19 protein-coding genes are annotated in these 18,243 nt (G+C 69.3%); 14 read left to right on the top strand and 5 right to left on the bottom strand.

What is annotated here, in order from left to right; all coding sequences use genetic code 11:
* Positions 1-57: 57 nt before the first annotated feature.
* Together LXN57_RS32885 and LXN57_RS32880 are read left to right on the top strand one after the other, a co-directional pair.
* Entirely contained in the window at positions 58-429 is a 372-nt protein-coding gene (locus LXN57_RS32885; RefSeq protein ID WP_251802094.1) for a helix-turn-helix domain-containing protein, read from the top strand.
* A gap of 59 nt (positions 430-488) precedes the next feature.
* Positions 489-956: a GyrI-like domain-containing protein gene (locus tag LXN57_RS32880; protein WP_251802093.1), complete on the top strand. Its 468-nt coding sequence runs from the start codon at positions 489-491 to the stop codon at positions 954-956.
* Between the two features lie 51 nt (positions 957-1,007).
* On the opposite strand, the gene LXN57_RS32875 is transcribed toward LXN57_RS32880, so the two are convergent.
* Entirely contained in the window at positions 1,008-2,009 is a 1,002-nt protein-coding gene (locus LXN57_RS32875; protein WP_251802091.1) for a carbon-nitrogen hydrolase family protein, read from the bottom strand.
* A gap of 315 nt (positions 2,010-2,324) precedes the next feature.
* Here LXN57_RS32875 and LXN57_RS32870 point away from each other — a divergent pair, with 315 nt between their 5' ends.
* From LXN57_RS32870 to LXN57_RS32860, 3 genes are read left to right on the top strand one after another with little or no spacing between them, the layout of a single operon-like run.
* Complete coding sequence (locus LXN57_RS32870) at positions 2,325-2,750, top strand: SRPBCC family protein (protein WP_251802090.1); 426 nt, start codon at positions 2,325-2,327, stop codon at positions 2,748-2,750.
* Positions 2,747-3,091, top strand: a complete 345-nt coding sequence (locus LXN57_RS32865; protein WP_251802089.1) for an ArsR/SmtB family transcription factor — start codon at positions 2,747-2,749, stop codon at positions 3,089-3,091. The genes LXN57_RS32870 and LXN57_RS32865 overlap by 4 nt, the downstream gene beginning before the upstream one ends.
* Positions 3,084-3,521, top strand: coding sequence for an SRPBCC family protein (locus LXN57_RS32860; RefSeq protein WP_251802088.1), 438 nt, complete (start codon positions 3,084-3,086; stop codon positions 3,519-3,521). The genes LXN57_RS32865 and LXN57_RS32860 overlap by 8 nt, the downstream gene beginning before the upstream one ends.
* 106 nt (positions 3,522-3,627) lie before the next feature.
* Here the strand turns inward: LXN57_RS32860 and LXN57_RS32855 are convergent, their stop codons facing one another.
* Positions 3,628-4,347: a DUF8817 family protein gene (locus LXN57_RS32855; protein WP_251802087.1), complete on the bottom strand. Its 720-nt coding sequence runs from the start codon at positions 4,345-4,347 to the stop codon at positions 3,628-3,630.
* Between the two features lie 50 nt (positions 4,348-4,397).
* Positions 4,398-5,261: a helix-turn-helix transcriptional regulator gene (locus tag LXN57_RS32850; RefSeq protein ID WP_251802086.1), complete on the bottom strand. Its 864-nt coding sequence runs from the start codon at positions 5,259-5,261 to the stop codon at positions 4,398-4,400.
* A gap of 67 nt (positions 5,262-5,328) precedes the next feature.
* Between LXN57_RS32850 and LXN57_RS32845 the strand changes: the two genes are divergently transcribed.
* Both LXN57_RS32845 and LXN57_RS32840 read left to right on the top strand, forming a co-directional pair.
* A complete protein-coding gene (locus tag LXN57_RS32845) occupies positions 5,329-6,051 on the top strand; it encodes an SDR family oxidoreductase (protein WP_251802085.1) in 723 nt (240 codons plus the stop codon).
* A 1-nt stretch (position 6,052) separates the two neighbouring features.
* Positions 6,053-6,325 carry an Atu4866 domain-containing protein gene (locus LXN57_RS32840; RefSeq protein WP_251802084.1) on the top strand — a complete coding sequence of 91 codons (273 nt, stop codon included), beginning with the start codon at positions 6,053-6,055 and terminating at the stop codon, positions 6,323-6,325.
* On the opposite strand, the gene LXN57_RS32835 is transcribed toward LXN57_RS32840, so the two are convergent.
* Positions 6,308-6,541 carry a nucleoside triphosphate pyrophosphohydrolase family protein gene (locus LXN57_RS32835; protein WP_251802083.1) on the bottom strand — a complete coding sequence of 78 codons (234 nt, stop codon included), beginning with the start codon at positions 6,539-6,541 and terminating at the stop codon, positions 6,308-6,310. The genes LXN57_RS32840 and LXN57_RS32835 overlap by 18 nt on opposite strands.
* A gap of 44 nt (positions 6,542-6,585) precedes the next feature.
* Between LXN57_RS32835 and LXN57_RS32830 the strand changes: the two genes are divergently transcribed.
* From LXN57_RS32830 to LXN57_RS32805, 6 genes are all read left to right on the top strand, one after another.
* Positions 6,586-7,833 carry an FAD-dependent oxidoreductase gene (locus LXN57_RS32830; protein ID WP_251802082.1) on the top strand — a complete coding sequence of 416 codons (1,248 nt, stop codon included), beginning with the start codon at positions 6,586-6,588 and terminating at the stop codon, positions 7,831-7,833.
* Positions 7,834-7,840: 7 nt separating this feature from the next.
* Positions 7,841-8,329, top strand: a complete 489-nt coding sequence (locus tag LXN57_RS32825; protein ID WP_251802081.1) for a MarR family transcriptional regulator — start codon at positions 7,841-7,843, stop codon at positions 8,327-8,329.
* Positions 8,330-8,451: 122 nt separating this feature from the next.
* Positions 8,452-9,723 carry a lactonase family protein gene (locus LXN57_RS32820; protein WP_251802080.1) on the top strand — a complete coding sequence of 424 codons (1,272 nt, stop codon included), beginning with the start codon at positions 8,452-8,454 and terminating at the stop codon, positions 9,721-9,723.
* 302 nt (positions 9,724-10,025) lie between these two features.
* Positions 10,026-11,780, top strand: coding sequence for a DUF1996 domain-containing protein (locus tag LXN57_RS32815; RefSeq protein WP_251802079.1), 1,755 nt, complete (start codon positions 10,026-10,028; stop codon positions 11,778-11,780).
* A 371-nt stretch (positions 11,781-12,151) separates the two neighbouring features.
* Positions 12,152-13,780: a methyl-accepting chemotaxis protein gene (locus LXN57_RS32810; RefSeq protein WP_251802078.1), complete on the top strand. Its 1,629-nt coding sequence runs from the start codon at positions 12,152-12,154 to the stop codon at positions 13,778-13,780.
* A 146-nt stretch (positions 13,781-13,926) separates the two neighbouring features.
* Positions 13,927-15,897, top strand: coding sequence for a PAS domain S-box protein (locus tag LXN57_RS32805; RefSeq protein ID WP_251802077.1), 1,971 nt, complete (start codon positions 13,927-13,929; stop codon positions 15,895-15,897).
* 10 nt (positions 15,898-15,907) lie between these two features.
* On the opposite strand, the gene LXN57_RS32800 is transcribed toward LXN57_RS32805, so the two are convergent.
* The gene (locus LXN57_RS32800; RefSeq protein WP_251802076.1) at positions 15,908-16,999 is read right to left on the bottom strand and encodes a response regulator; all 1,092 of its coding nucleotides are present in this window, start codon (positions 16,997-16,999) and stop codon (positions 15,908-15,910) included.
* A 110-nt stretch (positions 17,000-17,109) separates the two neighbouring features.
* On the opposite strand from LXN57_RS32800, the gene LXN57_RS32795 reads away from it, so the two are divergent.
* A complete protein-coding gene (locus LXN57_RS32795) occupies positions 17,110-18,243 on the top strand; it encodes an FIST N-terminal domain-containing protein (RefSeq protein ID WP_251802074.1) in 1,134 nt (377 codons plus the stop codon).

The raw sequence follows: 18,243 nt of genomic DNA, 5'->3' as shown, positions 1-18,243 counted from the left end.
CTCCGGCAGCGCAAGAACCGTCAACCGGTGGCGTCACTTGATTGGTAGCGTCCGTTCGTGTCGTCGCCCACCCGCGAGCTGCTTCAACTCCTCGCCGTCGTCAACTCCCGGCTGAGTGAGGACGTCTCGCTGTCCGCCCTGGCCCGGTGGGCCAACCGATCGCGTTTCGATCTGCACCGCCGGTTCCGGCGGCTGACGGGCCAGACGCCGAAGGCCTACACGACGCGGGTACGGCTGGCCCGGGCCGCGGGCGAGCTGGTGACCGGCGACCGCCGGGTGTCGGTGATCGCGCTCGACCACGGCTTCGGCAGTCATGAGGTCTTCACCCGGACGTTCACCCGCCACCTCGGCCGCAGTCCGCAGAGCTACCGCGCCCGCGGGCGACCGTTCCCGGCCGGCACATCGCCGCCGTACACGCCTCGACGGTGACGTCGGCGGCACCCTGCATCAGCCTCTATCGCATCAGCATCACCGAGAGGAAAACCGCTGTGCCCCTGGACATCTCCGTTCGTGACCAGCCCACCGTCCATGCCCTCGTGATTCGCCGCAGGGTCACGCGCGACGAGATCGCGACCGCGCTCGCCGAGTGCCTGCCGGCGGTGTTCGACTACGCCCAGCGGCAAGGGCTGGCGATCGCCGGGCCGCCGTTCGCCCGTTACCCGGAGGTGGGGAAGGGGTCGCTCGTCATCGAGAGCGGCATAACCGTTGCCGAGCCACCGCCGTCGGCGGTTCTCGCGGACGGGATCGAGGCGATCGTCATCCCCGCCGGTCGCGCGGTGGTCACCATCCATCGTGGACCGTACGACAGCCTGCCCGAGTCCTACCAGCAGATCGAGAAGTGGATGCGCGACCAGGGGCTGTCCGCGGCCGGAGCGCCCCGGGAGACGTACCTGACCGATCCGGGGGACCACCCGGACCCGGCGACGTGGGAGACCGAGATCGTCCAGCCTGTGTGAGGTGTGGGGTGTCGCCGGCCGGCGCGGTGCCGGCCGGCGACATCGAGATGGTCAGGGATTGACCCGGTCGAGGCTCCTGGGGTCGTTGGGCGCCTGGTGCTGGGCGTACAGACCGCTTCGGGCCACCCGTCGCCACGGGCGTGCGTAGTTCTCGGCGCTCAGGTCGAGCTCCGTCGTGGCGATGGCGGGCACGGGTTCCGGTGGGCAGCGGGTGAGCCAGTCGCCGTGGGGAGCGACGACGCCGGACGGGGCGTTCGGGGCGTCCTGAGCCGTGCCGGCGTAGCTGACCCAGTAGCTGTTGGCCGCGGCCAGCGCCTGCGCCTGCAGGGCGAACGGGCCGTTGTTGGCGGGCGTCCCCGGGCCATGGGTCGAGAACAGGACGCAGTCGACGTCGAGGCGCTCGTACTCCAGGAAAATCTCGGGGAAGGCCGCCTCCATGCCGAGCGAACAGCCGAAACGTACGCCGTCGACGGTGAACGTGACCGGCGCCGAGCCGGGGGTGTACAGGTGGCTGACCTTGGTGTTGGACAGCATTCGCTCGTCGTACCGGGTGGCGATCGTGCCGCTGTCCGAGATGACGTACAGGCTGAGGTGCGGGCGGCGGGGCGCGGTCAGCCGGTGGACCGAGCCCAGGACGGTCCACAGCCGCAGTTCGCCGGCGAGCTCGGTGATCGCCCGGAGCTCGTCGGCCAGGGTTGCCCAGTCGGTCCGGCTCCAGTCGGCCGCGCCGATGTTCTGCGGACCGGTTGCTGACATGACCCTCTTGTCGGGACAGGTCAGCGCGCCCTCGGGCAGGTGCAGCAGCCGGGCCCCGGCTGCGTGGGCCTCGCGCATGAGGCGACGGATCTGCTCGCCGCTGTCGCGCAGCGCCGCCGTGTCACCGGGGTCGGGCGCGACGGTCAGTTGAGCGACGGACAGTCGCAGGGCAGTGTTCTTCGGCATCGATTCTCCTGGCGGAGTCGCGCGGAAGTGCCGCAACGCAGCGGTGTAGGACTCGCCGGTCTTGGCGGCGCGGGCACGCACCCGGCGCTTGAAGTTCCTGTTGGCTGTCATCGGCCCTCCGCAGTCCCGTGCGTCGATCCCCCGCGCGACCAAGACGTCCGAGACAACGAACGAGGACAGCGACCCGAGATGAGAATCCCTTTGCCTCTGACAAGGACCGCGCGTCGGGGACGGTCACCGGAGGTTGGGCGTGGGCCACGCCACCGACGACGTTAGCAGCAGCACCCCGCCGCCGTCACCGCGAAGCGGGCGGCAATCATGGGGCCGCTGACACTCTTCGCCTGACGTCGCGCAACCTAAGGTTGCGTCAGTCGGGACTGCGCGCTAATGTCTGGTGCAACCAAAGGTTGCTATTGGAGGAGCGGCATGGAGATCGGATCCATCGAGCGCGAGATCTACATCGAGGCCTCGCCCACCGTGGTGTTCGAGGTCGTCAGCGACCCCCGGCACGTCAGCCGGTGGTGGCCCGACGAGGCCCGCTACGAGCCCGTGCCCGGGTCCACCGGCGAGCTCGGCTTCGGCGGTGACAAGGTCGAGGCGTTCACCGTCCTCGAGGTGCAGCCGCCACGCACCTTCACGTTCCGCTGGACGCAGCCGCCCGGCGAGCCCGCGACGGCCGAGAACTCGCTGCTCGTCACGTTCGAGCTGGTCCCCTCGGGCGACGGCACCCTGCTCAAGCTGACCGAGACCGGGTACCGCGACGAGGAAGCGCGTAGGGACCACGTGAACGGCTGGGACTACTTCCTGCCGCGGATCGCCCCGTACGTCGCCACCCTGACGGTCCGCCCGTGACGACCGCGGTCGACGACGAGCTCTGGTCGGCGATCGGCGACCCCACCCGCCGCCGCCTGCTCGACCTGCTGCTGGCCGGCGGCCCCGGCACCGCCACCACCCTCAGCCACCATCTGCCGGTCACCCGGCAGGCAGTCGCCAAGCACCTCGGCGTCCTCGACCGGGTCGGCCTCGTCCGCGCGGCCCCGACCGGCCGCGAGAAGCGCTACCAGGTCGACGACACCCAGCTCGAACGCGCGGTGACCCAGCTGGCCGCGGTCGGCGCCGAATGGGACGCCCGCCTGCGCCGCATCAAGCGGATCGCCGAGACCATCCAGACCGAAAGGAACAACAATGCCTGACATCCTGCACCGCATCGGCGTCAAGGACGCGACCCCGAACCAGGTCTACGAGGCCTTGACCACAGTGGACGGCCTGGCCGCGTGGTGGACCGCCGACACCAAGGAGGCCGGCGGCGTACTCCAGTTCCGCTTTCCCCCGGTCGGCGGCTTCGACATGGAGGTCCTCGAAACCCGTCCCGCCGAACACGTCCGCTGGCGCGTGGCCGACGGCCCCGAGGAATGGATCGGCACCACCGTCGACTTCAAGCTGCGCCAGGACGGCGACTACACGATCGTCCTGTTCGAACACCAGGGCTGGCGCGAGCCGGTCGAATTCATGAATCACTGCAGTACGAAGTGGGCGTCCTACCTGCTGAGCCTGAAGTCCCTGGTCGAGACCGGCCGCGGCGCCCCGGCGCCCGACGACGTGCAGATCAGCGACTGGCACTGAGTCGGCCGTGTCCCTGGATGTCGTGTCGCCCACCCGCAACCCACCCGGCGCGAAATCTCCCTCATCGCGGGTCGGATAGTCTTCGATCACCCCGGCCACGACGAGCTCATCGCAGCGCCGCTGCGAGGTCGGCGGCGATCTCGAAGGTCGGTGCCGCCCTCGCGGTCTCGTCCGCGTTCAGCGTGATGTGCTCGACGCGGGCCAGCATCTCCGTTGCGGTTTCCCGGTCGTTCAGCGCCATCGCCAGTTCCGCGCGGTACACCAGGATCTCCAGATGTGTGACAGGGTCATCGTCGGCCTGCGGGCGAGCCAACGCGCTGTCGAGAATGCGGACGGCCTGACGGGCGTCACCCTTGGAGTCGGCGAGCACGACGGCGTTCGCCAGCGCTTTGGCGAGTCGTCCGGCGGGCGAGAGCGCCGGCGTGGCCGTCGTGGCGGGCTTCTGGAAGACGCGGATCCAGTTGCCGCCCGGGTCGATGACGCTGAACCCGCCCAGCCCGTCGGCGTTCTTTCGAGCCCTGGGCCGGGTCATCCGCGGCACTCCCGACACCAGGATTTTCCCGTACGCGGCCCGCATGCCGGCCGCGAAAGCCCGGTGCAGTTCCGTGATGTCCGGAGTGATCACGAGACAGGAGCCGTAGGACTGCTCCGGATCGAACCCGGCGATCTCGAAGAACTGCAGGTGCAGGCCTTCCCGTTGCAGTCCTGCGCAGGGATAGGGTTTGCGCTGCTTGTACGTGGTGCTGAAGCCGAGAACCTGGTAGAAGGCGATGACGTCGTCGATCGACGGGCAGGGCAGCAGGGGAACGGCAACCTCGTTGGTCATGGCTCCTTCCTAGGGGTTGCGGACGGTCCGTCGCCCATGGAAATAGCCGATCATCGCCTCGTCCCCTCCGATCGGCCGATGTGACTGGCCCTGACGTCGGGCAGGTCGGCGGCCACGGTCCCCAGCAGGGCCAGGGCCTGGGCCGAGGCGCTGCCGGGCTCGGCCTGGTAGACGATGAGTTGCTGGCCGCCCGCGCCGTCGACGGTGAGCGAGTCGTACGCGAGGGTCAGCTCGCCAACCTCGTGATGGCGCAGCCGCTTCGCCTCGTGAGACTTTCCCCGTACGTCGTGCCGTGCCCACAGACGGCGGAACTCGCGACTTCTCGCGGAGAACTCGTCGACCAGTCCGGCTTCGTCGAGCCCGCCGGACGCGGCGCGCAACGCGCCCAGACTCGACTGCGCGATCTGCTCCCAGTCGGGATAGAAGGAACGGGCATGCGGGCTGAGGAAGACGAACCGTACGAGGTTGGGCTCGTCCTGCTCGAAGACCCGGGCGAACAGGGCGCGCCCGAGCGGGTTGGCCCCCAGCACGTCCATCCTGCGGTTGACGATCAGAGCGGGCGTGTGCAGCCAGCCCTGCATCAGGCGCAGCAGGCTGGGCCGGACGGTCTCGCGTACGGTCCGGTCGACGCGACCGCGATCGATGCGGGCCAGCCGGTGCAGGTGCGCCGTCTCCTCGGGATCGAGCCGCAGGGTGCGGGCCAGCGCGTCCAGCACCTGGCCCGAGGGGTGCTGCTCGCGGCCCTGCTCCAGCCGGGTGTAGTAGTCGGTGCTGACGCCGGACAACTGGGCCACCTCTTCGCGGCGCAGGCCGGGGGTGCGGCGCCGGCCCGACGAGGTCACCCCGGCCTGTTCCGGGCTGGTCAGCTCGCGCCGGGCCCGCAGGAAAGCGCCGAGCGGAGAGATGCCGTCCATGATTCCAACCTAACCTGGGTGTGACTCACCCTGCCTGGCCGCGAACGGAACGCGGAGGGTGGGTCTCATGGAATCCACTCCCAAGGTTGTTCTGGTCACGGGTGCGAGCAGCGGCATCGGCGAGGCCGTCGCGCTGCGCCTGGCCGGCGAGGGGCATCACGTGGTCGCGGGCGCCCGCCGCCAGGACCGCCTCGCCGCGCTGGCCGGTCAGAACAACAACATTCGCGTACGACCTCTCGACGTGACCGATCGGGCCGATGTCACGGCATTCGTCGCCGGTGCGGTGACCGAGTTCGGCCGGGCCGACGTGCTGATCAACAACGCGGGCCTCATGCCCTTGTCGAGGCTCGACGCGCTGCTGGTCGACGAATGGGACCGCATGCTGGACGTCAACGTGCGCGGCCTGCTGCACGGCGTCGCGGCCGCGCTGCCGGTCTTCCAGCGTCAGGGCAGCGGCCACCTGATCACCGTCGCCTCGGTCGGCGCGCACGAGGTCGTGCCGACCTCCGCGGTGTACTCGGCGACGAAGTTCGCGGCCTGGGCGATCACCGAGGGCCTGCGCCTCGAGTCCGACCCCAGCCTGCGGGTCACCACGATCACGCCCGGCGTCGTCGAGTCGGAACTGGCCGAGACGATCAGCGACCCGATAGCCCGCGACGCGATGAAGGAGTACCGCCGCAACTCGATCCCCCCGGACGCCATCGCCCGCGCGATCTCCTTCGCCGTCAACCAGCCGCCGGACGTCGACGTCAACGAGATCATCGTCCGCCCGACCCGCCAGCGAGGCTGAGATGCCCGACAACCCGTACGTCGGCATGTGGGTGACCGCCGACAACCACATCCGCCAGGAACTACTGCCCAGCGGCCGCTACGACGAGGCCCGCGGCCGCCGGTCCAGCGCCTACACCGGCCGCTACGAGGTGACCGGCGCCGACATCTATTACTGGGACGACACCGGCTTCACCGCCGACGGCCACTTCGAAGGCGACATCCTGCACCACGGCGGCTACGTCTTCTACCGCGAAGGCAGCCCGGCTCACCGACTCTCAGGACTGCAGCGCTGACTCGATGCCGTCGGTCATCCGGGAGAACTCGTCCGCCAGGTCGACACCGTAACGGTCGGCGAGCACGAGGACCGACCACAGGCAGTCCGCGAGCTCATGGCCGAGACGAGCGCGGGCGTCGGGAATCTCCCGGCGCCCGTCGACCGCCATGACGAGTTTGGCCAGATCGCCGAGTTGCTCACGGGCGTGGCCGGGCGACAGGGCGGACTGTGGCATGCCGGTTGCCTTGCCGGAATCATCTTAGTCATTAAGATAACCGCATGGGCATATCGACCGACTTCTCGGTGGCAATCTCCGGCGCCGGCCTCTCCGGCCTTTGCCTCGCCCAGTACCTGATGCGCGCCGGCATCGACGTGCACGTCTACGAGCGGGATCCGGGGCCCTTCGTCCGGCAGCAGGGCTATCGGATCATTCTCGACCGGTACGGGCTGGAGGCGCTGCGCGAGAGCCTGCCCCGCCCGCTGTACCGCCTGGCGCTGGCCACCGGCGACGAGCCCGGCGGGCACCTGCGCTTCACCGACAGCCGGCTGCGGAACGCCTTCACCATCAATTTCAAGATCGAGCCGAACGCGACCCGCCAGGTCGACCGGCTGACCCTGCGGTCGATCCTGATGTCCGGGTTGGACGGGCGCATCCACTACGGCAAGGCCGCCGTCGCGGTGGACAACGGCGGCCCGGCCGGGCTGCGGCTGCGGTTCGCCGATGGCGGGGCCGTCGCGGCGACCGTCGTCGTGGGCGCGGACGGCGTCGGCTCGGACCTGCGCGCTCAGCTCATGCCGGACGCGGGCCCGGCGAACACTCCGATGGCGGGCGTCTACGGCCGGACGCCCCTGCGGCAGAACGGCGAGAGCATCATCCCGGACGCGTTGCGTACCAGCGGGGTTCTGGCCATCGCCGACAGTCCGGGGCGCGCCTTCTTCTTCACCTCCATGCGGTTCGGCGAGAGCCCGCGGGAGGCGTTCGCACGCATGGCCCCGGGCAGCTACGCGCCCACCGGCAACGACTACGTCATGTGGGGGCTGTTGTTGCGGCGGGAGGAGGTGCCCGCCGGCGTCCGCGGGAACCTGCTGGCGCTGCGGGAGCTGGCCGCCCGGATGAGCACGGACTTCCACCCGCTCATCCGGCGGCTGGTCGAGACGGCCGAGCTGGACGCCACGGTACTCAACCACTTCGTCACCGGCCGGCGCCCGCAGCGGTGGGCGGTGCCCCGGGCGACGATGATGGGCGACGCCGTACACGCCATGCCGCCGTTCGGCGCTCACGGCGGCAACACCGCGCTTCGCGACGCCGCCCTGCTCGGCGAGAGGCTTGTCGAAGCCCGGGCGGGCGGCATGTCCGTGGAGGAGGCCATCGCCGGCTACCAGGACGAGATGGTGCCCTACGCTTTCCGCGCCGTCGACACCGCCGCTGGGCTGATGCGCCGCCTCACCGGGGGCGCGGCGGCACCGCACTGGGTGCTGACGCGCGTGTTACCTCGGCTACACCGGGTCACCGTACCGGAGGCATGATTGCGGCATGTCCCACGAGCCGGCCCGTACGCCCGCGATCGCCGACCTCATGCGTGCCGGGCGGGAGACCTCGCGGCTGGCCATGGTGTTCCGGTACGCCATCGCGGACCGCCTCGGCCTCACCGTGAGCGACCTGGAGTGCCTGGACTTCCTGGCGGACGCCGGATCCGCCACCGCGGGTCAGGTCGCCGAGCGGACCAACCTCACCACCGGCGCCGTGACCAGCATGCTCCGCCGGCTCCAGCAGGCCGGCTACGTCACGGCCGAACGCGACCCGGCTGACCGGCGCCGGGTGATCGTCACCCTGCGGCCGGAACGGATCGCCGAGCTGGAACGACCGTACGAGCGGTTCGCCGAGCGGGCGGGCCGGCTCATCGAGGGCTACAGCGCCGAGGAAGTCGGGCTGCTGGTCAGGCACTACGACCGCATGCAGGCGATGTACCTCGCCGAACTGGACCGCCTCCGCAGCGGCGACGCCGCGCAGCGCTCCGCCTGAAAGGCTGCCGCGGCCAGAAATTACGCACTCCTTACGACCGGCTGCGCTGTTCAACCAGCCTCGCGGCAGTGCCCGTACCGGATGACGCAATGCACTGTTCGTTCGTCGAAGGTAGGGCAGACATGCGTAGGAGAACTGGCATCGCCGTGGCCGTGGGCCTGTTGCTGACGGCCGGTGGGGTTTCCACGGGAATCGCCTCGGCGCATGAGAACCCGGCCGGCAAGCACTCCAGGAGCGGCGCGGCGGTCAAACGCGGCGGGATGGTCTTCGTCCAGTCGAACGACCCGCACCGCAACTCGATCCTGGCCTTCCGGCGTGCGGCGGACGGCAAGCTGACGGCGGCCGGGGAGTACCCCACCGGGGGTCGCGGCGGCGCCCAGAAGGACAACCCGTTCGACCCGCTTGCGTCGCAGGAGTCCCTGGTGTTCGACCGCCGGAGCAACCTGCTGATCGCGGTGAACGCCGGCAGCAACTCGGTCACCACCTTCCGCGTACGAGACGGCAAGCTCACCCACCCGCGCACGGTCAGCTCCGGCGGCGATTTCCCGGTCAGCATCGCCGTGTCCGGCCGGACCGTGTACGTCCTCAACGCCGGCGGTGCCACGAAGGTGACCGGCTTCCGGCTGAGCCATGACGGGCTGCGCCCGCTTGCCCGCTCGGCCCGGAAACTGGGCATCACCAACGCTGCCGTGCCGCTGTTCACCGACTCCCCGCCGCAGGTCGGTTTCAGCCCCGACGGCCGGCACCTGCTGGTCACCACGAAGAGCAAGAACACGATCGAGGTCTTCGCGGTGGCCCCCGACGGCAGGCTCTCCGCCAAGCCGGTGACGACCAGGTCGACCGGGGACGTGCCGTTCTCGTTCGTCTTCGACCGGGCCGGCAATCTGCTGGTCACCGAGGCCGCCAAGTCCGGGGTCACCTCGTACGAGCTGCGCCGGAACGGAACCCTCGACGTCATCACGCCGTCGGTGGAGTCGGGCCAGCAGGTGCTGTGCTGGATCGCCCGCGCCGGAAAGTTCTTCTACGGCACCAATCCCGGCAGCTCGACCATCAGCCTCTACACCGTCGACGGCCGGGGGAAGGTCACCCTCGGCGGCAAGGACGGTGTGATCGCCGTCGCCGGTGGACCGAAGGCAGCCGCGGAGGTAGCCGCCGCGGCGGCGGCCGCTGCGGACGATCCGGACGCCGAACCGGCCCGGGCGCCGGGGGCAGGACCGATCGACCTGGCCGCCACAGCTGACGGCGCGTTGCTGTACGTGCAGAACACCCTCGCGGGCACCATCGAGGGGTTCCGGGTCGGCCCGAACGGCGAGCTCACTCTCGTGGAGACCGAGAACGAAGGCCTCCCCGTCTTCGCCGACGGATCCGGCATGGAGGGCCTGGTCGTCTGGTAGGCCCTGGGTCTGTTTCGTAGCTGGGGCGGGGCTACGGCGAGGCCCCAGCTACGAAACAGACCCGAAGAGCAGGCGAGGTACGCGCGCGGGCTTCATCCCCCCGCATGTCCGCCGCGTGCCTCGCCGTGTCTCCCTGAGGTGGCCGCGGGAGTTCTTACCAACCGCTTACCCCAGCACCTCGAACCCGTCTGCCACGTCGCGCCACCCGTACCTGCGAGTGGCGAGGCTCCACCGGAGCCACCCCCGCACCGACGAGCCACAAGGAGTACAGCGTGCGAACCACACCACGCCGACGAGGGCGAATGCACACACCCACCGCACGAATCGCCATGGCCGTGGCGGTCGTCGCCGCATCCGGGGCCTTGACGGCCACCTTTGTCTCCAGCGGCGGTAAGGGCGCCGCTGACGCGGCCACCGAACTGAACCAGTTCGTCGCCATCCAGAACGTCCAGCCCAACGTGCGGAACCCCGCGCCGGGCGCGCAGGCGTCGAAGGGGTCCTTCACCGTCGACTGCGGCACCAACGGCAACGGCAAGTTCAGCCCCGACAACCCCGTCGCGCAGCCCGGCATCAAGAACGGCGCCGAGCACCTGCACGACTTCATCGGCAACCTGGCCATCACCACGAACTCGTCCAACGCCGACCTGGACGCCTCCGGCACCACGTGCCGCAACGGCGACAAGTCCTCGTACTTCTGGCCGGTCGTCCGCATCGACAAGACCGTCCGGTCCGGGGCCGAAGCCCAGCGCGCCCTCGCCGCGACAACCCCGAGGGTGACGTGTCCCAGCGTGCGCGACCGGCTGCCTGCCGTACCGGCGGCTGCGAAGCGCGCCGTCGACAGCCGGCTGGCCGCCCTCGACCGTGGGTACGCCGCGGCCAACGAGCGGATGGCAGCGGGCAAGGGTCGCATCGATGCCCGCCTCAACTCGGCTGTCCTGGCCGAGCTGCGGCAGCAGCGCGCCGAGCTGATCAAGGGCATCAGCGACAGCATCGCCACTGCCGGCGGCGGACGCACCTCCGGCATGGTCTCGCTCGTGGAGTGCGACACCAACTACGAAGGCATGCATGCCGGGATGCGGCACACTGCCGCCGACCTGCGGGCCGGCTTGGCCGCCTCCGCACAGATCCAGTGCCCGACCGTACGCGACAAGCTGCCCGGCGTTCCGGCCCGAGCCGTCGACGAGGTCAACCGCAACCTCGCCGAGCTCGACCGGCAACTGTCCGAGGCCAACGAGCGCCTGGTCACCACCCGCGGACAGGGCGGCAAGAACTTCGTCGACAACGCCATCCTCGGTCCGCTGAAGGCCAAGCGAACGGCCGTCCTCGACCGCATCGGCATCGCCATCTCCCGCGGCGCCGCCCGCCCGCAGGGACTCGAGGCGCTGGCCGGCTGCACGGTGACCGGCCAACCCTCGACCGGCCAACCCTCGACCGGTCAGGGCGGCCAGGACGGCGGAGCGGCCACCCCCAGCGCTCCGGCCGCGCTGCCCGACCCGCAGGGCCCGAACCTCGAGCTCCCGAACAACACCGGCGGCATCGTCCGGCCCGCAGCAGTGCTGATCGAGTACCGCGGCAACGCCACCAGCAAGGTCGTACCCATGCCGAAGTTCCTGCGGGCGCTCACCGGTGACGCCAAGCCGACCAGCCGCGGCCCGGCCAACGCCCGCGCCACCTGGACCTGCTCCGGCTTCACCGATCGGCTCGCCGACAAGTACCCGATCTGCCCGGCCGGCAGTCAGGTCCAGCGCGTGCAGGACTTCCCGGGCTGCTGGGACGGCAAGAACATCGACAGCACCAACCATCGCGACCACCTGGCCTTCGCCGACGCGGCGACCGGCGCCTGCAAGCAGGGCTTCGTGGCCATCCCGCAGTTGCGCATCACCATCTCGTACGACATTCCCCGCGACGTGCAGACCAAGGGCCAGTTCGCGCTGGATTCCTTCCCGGAGGAGGACCACAACCCGTTCTCCGACCACAACGACTTCATCAACGTCAACTCCGACCGCAGCATGCAGAAGATCGCCACCTGCATCAACAAGGGCAAGACCTGCAGCTGACCGGAACCGCGTCCGCCGCGCCGCCGATCAGCGGCGCGGCGCGACCGGTGCGGACAGGCCACCGCCGAACAGGCGCTGGTCCACCTCGTTGAGTGACAGCTTCAGGGCGCCGAGGCGCGGACCCCGGCCCGCGCCAGGCCCTGTCCAATAAGGAGTGTTCGCTGCGCGCCGAAAGCGTTCAGGAGCCTCAGATTCCTCTGGAGTAACAGGCGCGTTCGACGCCAATCTTAGGACCGATGCCTTCAACATGCTACTAATCTTCCGGTCCGCCATCGAGGTTCGCGTTTCCACCCTTTCCGTGCATGCCGCTGTTATACGTTCCGAAGGGCCTCAGGAGGACCGTCCGGGGCGCGACAGACGGAGAGCAGATCATGGTGGTCGATGTTGCCGCGGCGTCACCGGCCCGAGGCCCGCTGGCCCAGCTGAGGAACCTTCGGGTGGCCGGCAAGTTGGTCTTCAGTTTCGCGATCGTGTGCGCGCTGGCTGTTGTCATCGGTGTCATCGGTGTCCTGCAGGTGCAGGCGGCCAACGACCGGATGAAGGACATGTACGCCGCCAACCTGAAGGCCGTCGGGTACATCGGTGCGACCGGTACCGCAGTCGTTCAGATCCGGTTCCAGCTGGTCAATCTGCTGATCATCGCCGACCGGGCCGGCATGGATGCGACCCAGGACAAGATGCGGGCTCTGGACAGTCAGGTCGACACGAATTTCGCCGACTACAAGTCGACCGGTGTGGAAGGCCGCGAGACTCAGGTCGCGGCGCTCGAGCAAGGTCTGGCCGGCTACCGGAAGGTACGCGACGAGAAGCTCATCCCCCTCGCGCTCGCGAATAACGTGGCCCGGTTCGTCGCGGTGCGCGGCTCGGAAGCGCAACCCTTCCTCGACGCCACAGACAAGGCACTGGCGGAGCTGATCCAGTTGGAGGAAGCCTCCGCGGTCCAGACGCAACGCGAGTCCGATACCGCAGCCGCCCGGGCCACCACGATCGTCATCGTCATCGTCGTGGCCGCGGTCATCCTGTCGGCGATCATCGTGGTCGTCATCAGTCGGGCGGTGGCCCGGCCACTCGGCCGTGCGGTGGCGGTCCTGGAGCGGGTCGCCGAGGGTGAACTCGTCGGCCGGCTACCGGTGGACACCACCGACGAAGTCGGGCGGATGGGCGGAGCGCTGAACACAGCGCTGGACCGCATCAGCGGCGCGATGCGGGATATCGGCGGCAACGTGGACACGCTCGCCTCGTCGTCCGAAGAACTCGCAGCTGTTGCGGCGCTGGTCAACGAGTCCGCCGACCGGTCGTCCGCGCAGGCCCACTCGGCGTCCTCGGCAACGGAACAGATCAGCGTGAACATCAGCACGATCGCGGCCGGGTCGGACGAGATCGGAGCGTCCATCAGTGAGATCGCCCGGTCGACCACCAGCGCGGCCGGCGTTGCCGCGGGAGCGGTGACGGCTTCGGCGAGGGCCGGCGAGATCCTCAACAAGCTGGGCGCGTCGTCCAACGAGATCGGCGAGGTGGTCAAGCTGATCACCTCGATCGCGGAACAGACGAACCTGCTGGCCCTCAACGCCACCATCGAAGCGGCCCGGGCCGGTGAGCTCGGCAAGGGCTTTGCCGTCGTCGCCGGTGAGGTCAAGGAGCTGGCGCAGCAGACCGCCCGCGCCACCGAGGACATCTCCACCCGTGTCGCGGCGATCCAGGACGACTCCGAGGCGGCGGTCGTGGCCATCGAGGACATCAGCCAGATCATCGAACAGATCAACGTGACCCAGTCGTCCATCGCCGCCGCCGTCGAGGAACAGACGGCGACCACCAGCGAGATGAGCCGCAACGTCAACGAGGTCGCGACCGGCGCGTCCCAGATCAGCGAAAGCATCGCCGCGGTCGCTGCCGCCGCATCGGAAACCACCAACGCGGCCGCCAACACCGCACAAACCTCGGACGACCTCGCCCGCGTCGCGAGCGCGCTGCAGGGCAGCCTGTCCCGCTTCACGTACTGACACCCTGCGCCCGAACCTCTTCGATTCCTCCGCCAGCCTCGCAATACGACCGAAATGTAAAGCCGGACGCGCGTTGCGTAGCGCGGAACCGGGGGAGGGACGGGCGGCTCCCTCAGGTTGCAGGGCGGTTGTCCGATCGGAGGGGTATGCCGGACCAGATCTATCTACTGGGCAATCTGGTGATCATGGCCGCCTATGCGGCAATCACGGTGGCGATCGTGGTACCGGTCGCCCGGGCCGGACAACTGCGCAGCAACAGGCTCGCCACCGCCACCGCGTTGATCTTCTTCAGTTGCGCGGTCGGCCACGGTCTGCACGCGGTCATGGCCTACCGGACAGTCATGCAGGTTCCGGCCGCTCACCTGACACACACGGACGGCACCGGATGGCCATGGTCCTCGGCGCTGTGGGACCTCTTCACCGCCGCCGTGGGCGTCTATTACTGGACGCTGCGCCGGGGATACGGCGTCCTGCTCGGCAAGGGCGCCATCTACGTCGACCCGTGGGGCCAGCGGCGGCTGGACGAAGCCGACGCTCGGGAACGCGCCGCCCGCGACGCCGCTGAGGCTCATCGCGCCACCCTGGCGACCGTGGTCGAACATACCGACGACGCGGTCGTGGGCGTCACTCCGGAAGGAATCATCACGGCGTGGAACGGTGGCGCGGAACGCCTGTTCGGGTACAAGGCCGACGAGGTTCTCGGCCGGCTCGCGACCATGTTGGCCGACGAGGCGGGATCCGGTGAGCAGCAGGACGTGCTCGCCCGGGTCAGGCGAGGTGAGCGTGGCATCGCGTACGAGACGCGGCGGCTGCGCAAGGACGGGACACTGGTCGACGTCGCGCTGAGCATCACGCCGATCAAGGATCAGGCCGGCGCCGTCATCGGGGCCTCGGCCGTCGCCCGTGACGTCACCGCGGCGAAGGAGGCCACCGAACGCCGGCGCGCCATCGAGGAACGTAGCAATCAGGCACAGCGCATGGAGAGTCTCGGCAAGCTGGCCGGCGGCGTCGCCCATGACTTCAACAACATCCTGGCGATCATCGCCAACTACACCGAGTTCGTGGCGGAGCAGACCACTGACCGGCCGGACGTTCAGGCCGACCTGACTCAGGTACGTACGGCGGTGGAGCGGGCCACCAACCTGACCCGGCAGCTGCTGACCTTCACGCGCGCGGAGGCCATCCAGCCTCAGGACGTGGACCTCAACGCAGCGGTGACCGAAGTTCAGAACATGTTGGAGCGAACCATCGGCAAGCACATCGACCTGATCGCTGTGCCCTCACCGGAGCCGGTGACCGTGCGCGCCGATCCCGGCCAACTCCAGCAGGTGCTGTTGAACCTGGCAGTCAACGCCCGCGACGCGATGCCCGAGGGCGGCACGCTGGTGCTGGAGGCCAACTGCGCCACCCTGGACGGCGACGAAGTCGACATGCAACCACCCTTGCCCGCCGGCACCTACGCCCGCCTGCTGGTCAGCGACACCGGCGAGGGGATGTCGCCGGAAACCGCGGCGCGGATGTTCGAACCGTTCTACACCACCAAGCCCCAGGGCCAAGGCACCGGACTGGGCCTTGCCACCGTCTACGGCATCGTGACCGAAGCCGGAGGCAGCGTCAACGTGTACTCGGAGCCGGGCATCGGCACCACCTTCCGGATCTACCTTCCACTGGTGACCACAGCGGCCGACACGACCGCATCCTCGCCCGTGCCGGCTACGCCGCCGCCGCGAGGAGACGGCAGCACGGTGCTCGTCGTCGAGGACGAACCAGCTCTCGCCCGTGTGACCACCCGCATCCTCACCGGCGCCGGATACCACGTGCTCACCGCCGCCGATGCCACGGAAGCGTTTGCCTTGTACGAAGAACACGGCTGCGACGCCCTGCTCACCGACGTGATCCTTCCCGGGATCTCCGGACGACGCCTGGCCGAACTGCTGCACGAACGCCAGCCCGGCCTTCCCGTGCTCTACATGTCCGGCTACAGCAACGGCCTGCTCGGCACGACCCGCATCCTCGACGAGGACATCGCCTTCCTCGAGAAGCCCTTCACCGCCGCCGACCTGCTCCACAAGCTCGCAGCGACGCGCGAAAGAAGCCGGTCCCACGTTCGGCTATGACCGCGCCTGCTCACACGAGCACGGAGATGGGTTCGGACAACCCGACCCCGCCGGCGAAGTGACGGAGCCGGATCGCCATCGACTCGCTGAGCACTTCGCCCCGGCGGAGAAGGACGAGCCCGTTGGCGGTCAGCACGTCCTGATCGACGACCATGCCCACCATGAGTTCGGCGCCCGTCACTCGTCGGGGTTTGCGGACCTGCGCGGTGGCGAAGACCTGCACGACACGGTCGACCAGAGCCTTCGGGTACGCGGTCAGGCTGCCCGCGACCTGACCCGCCGACCGGCCGCCTTCCACGCCGGCCAGGAACGCGACAGCCGTGGCGTAGGGTGCCTGGTCGTAGTCCATGTCCGCGGGCGGTTTCTCGCCGAAGACGACGGGCTGCGCGGCTACCCAATCGGCAACACGCTCCAACCGGGGAATGCGCCGGATCAGGTCGTACGCCAGCCGCGGGTGACTGCGGAACAGCTCCTCGTTCTCGGCGTCCAGCGGCTCACCGCTTCGCACCTGAGCCAGAACCGGCTCGGGGATGGCCATCAGGCCGACCTGCCCGAGCATCGCGGCGATGCGAGGCTCCCACGCGTCGGCGGGGGCAACCGCGTCGACGAGCATGCGCAGTCGCTCGGTGCGCATCGCGGCGTACGGGTTGGTCGCTCTCATCAAGTCGGTGAGCAGCTCGACCGCGCCGTCGAGAGTCCGTTGCAGCAACTCGCGCTCGGCCATCACCAGGCGGTGCTGCTCCAGCGCCGCGTCCAGCGCCCGGGTGAGGTCGGTGGGCTCGCACGGTTTGGTGAGGAACCGGAAAAGGTTGCCCTCGTTGACCGCGGCGATGGTCGAGGTCAGTTCCGCCTGGCCGCTGAGGATGATCTGCACCGAGTCGGGGCTGGCCGCCCTGGCCCGGGCGAGGAATTCGGCCCCGTCCATGCCGGGCATCTTCATGTCCGAGACAATCACGGAGTACGGCTCCGCGGCGTCGGCGATGCGGGTCAGCCCCTCGGCTCCGGATGTGGCCGGGTCGATCCCGTAGCGGCCGTGGAGGGTTCGCCGCAATCCGTCGAGGATCCTCGGCTCGTCGTCGACCATCAAGATGCGCTCGGCCACGGGGAGAAGCATATGTCCGTCCGGTCCAGCCATGTTCCGAAATGTCCTCAACCTCGCGTGGCTACGGCCGAAGGGAACTGCGGGGACCACGGCGAAACCCGGAGGTACACATGTCGACGCTGACAGCATCCCGCACCGGTCATCACACGATCGTGGCATCCGCTGACTCGCACCAGCCCGACCCGGCCGCCGCCGTCGCGGAGATCGCCGCCGCCCTCGGCACCCGGGCCGACCTGTACGCGGTCTTCGTCGCACCGGGCTACGACCTGGACCCCGTGGCACGCGCGCTGAAGCACCACTTCGACGACCGCGTCATCGGCTGCACCAGCTCGGGAAACATCGGACCGACAGGATACGACCGTACCGGCATCTGCGCCGTTGCCCTGACCGGTGGCCTGCGAGTCCGCACCGTCACCCTCGGCCCCCTGGACGACGCGCCCGGCGCTGTCGAGCGGGCGGCGGCAGACCTGGCAGAAGCGCGTTCCGAGGTCGGCGACAGCGAGAGCTTCGCGATCCTGCTCACCGACGGGCTCACCCGCAACGAGGACCTCCTCGCCGCGAATCTGATGGCCGCTCTGGGCGACGTGCCGATCATCGGCGGCTCGGCCGGCGACGACCTGAGCTTCCGGCACACGGCCGTCTACCACGACGGCACGTTCACGGCGAACCTCGCGTCGGTCGCCATTGTCTGCACCGATGCGCCGTTCCGGCTGATCCGCCTCCAGCATCATGAGGCGACCGACACCATCCTGATCGCGACCGACGTCGATCCCGACCGGCGCATCATCCGAGCCTTCAACGGGCGACCAGCCGCACCGGCGTACGCGGAAGCGGTCGGCCTGCCGGTCGCCGGACTGAACCCCACCATCTACGGCAAGCACCCTTTGCTGCTGAACGCGGCGGGATCCGCTTGGGTCCGCAGCATCGCCGCTACGAACTCCGACGGCACGCTGAGCATGTTCGCCCGGGTCGACGTGGGCGACGTCCTGCGAGTAGGGCGCCCGATGGGCATGATCGAGAAGCTCGAGCATCAATTCGCCGCGGTCGAGGCCGACCTCGGCCGGATCGGCGGGATGCTCGCGTTCGACTGCATTCTGCGGCGGCTGGAGTTCGAGGAGCACGAGCTCGCCGACCGGGTCGGTGGCTTCCTCGCCGAGCACAACGTGGTGGGCTTCAGCACCTACGGCGAGCAGTTCAACGGCATGCACATGAACCAGACCCTGGTCGCGGTGGCGTTCAGCTGA

The organism is Paractinoplanes hotanensis (assembly GCF_023717965.1).
Lineage (GTDB): Bacteria > Actinomycetota > Actinomycetes > Mycobacteriales > Micromonosporaceae > Actinoplanes > Actinoplanes polyasparticus.
Note: the sequence above shows the minus strand (reverse complement) of the source record. Positions and strands in the feature narration are given on the sequence as shown.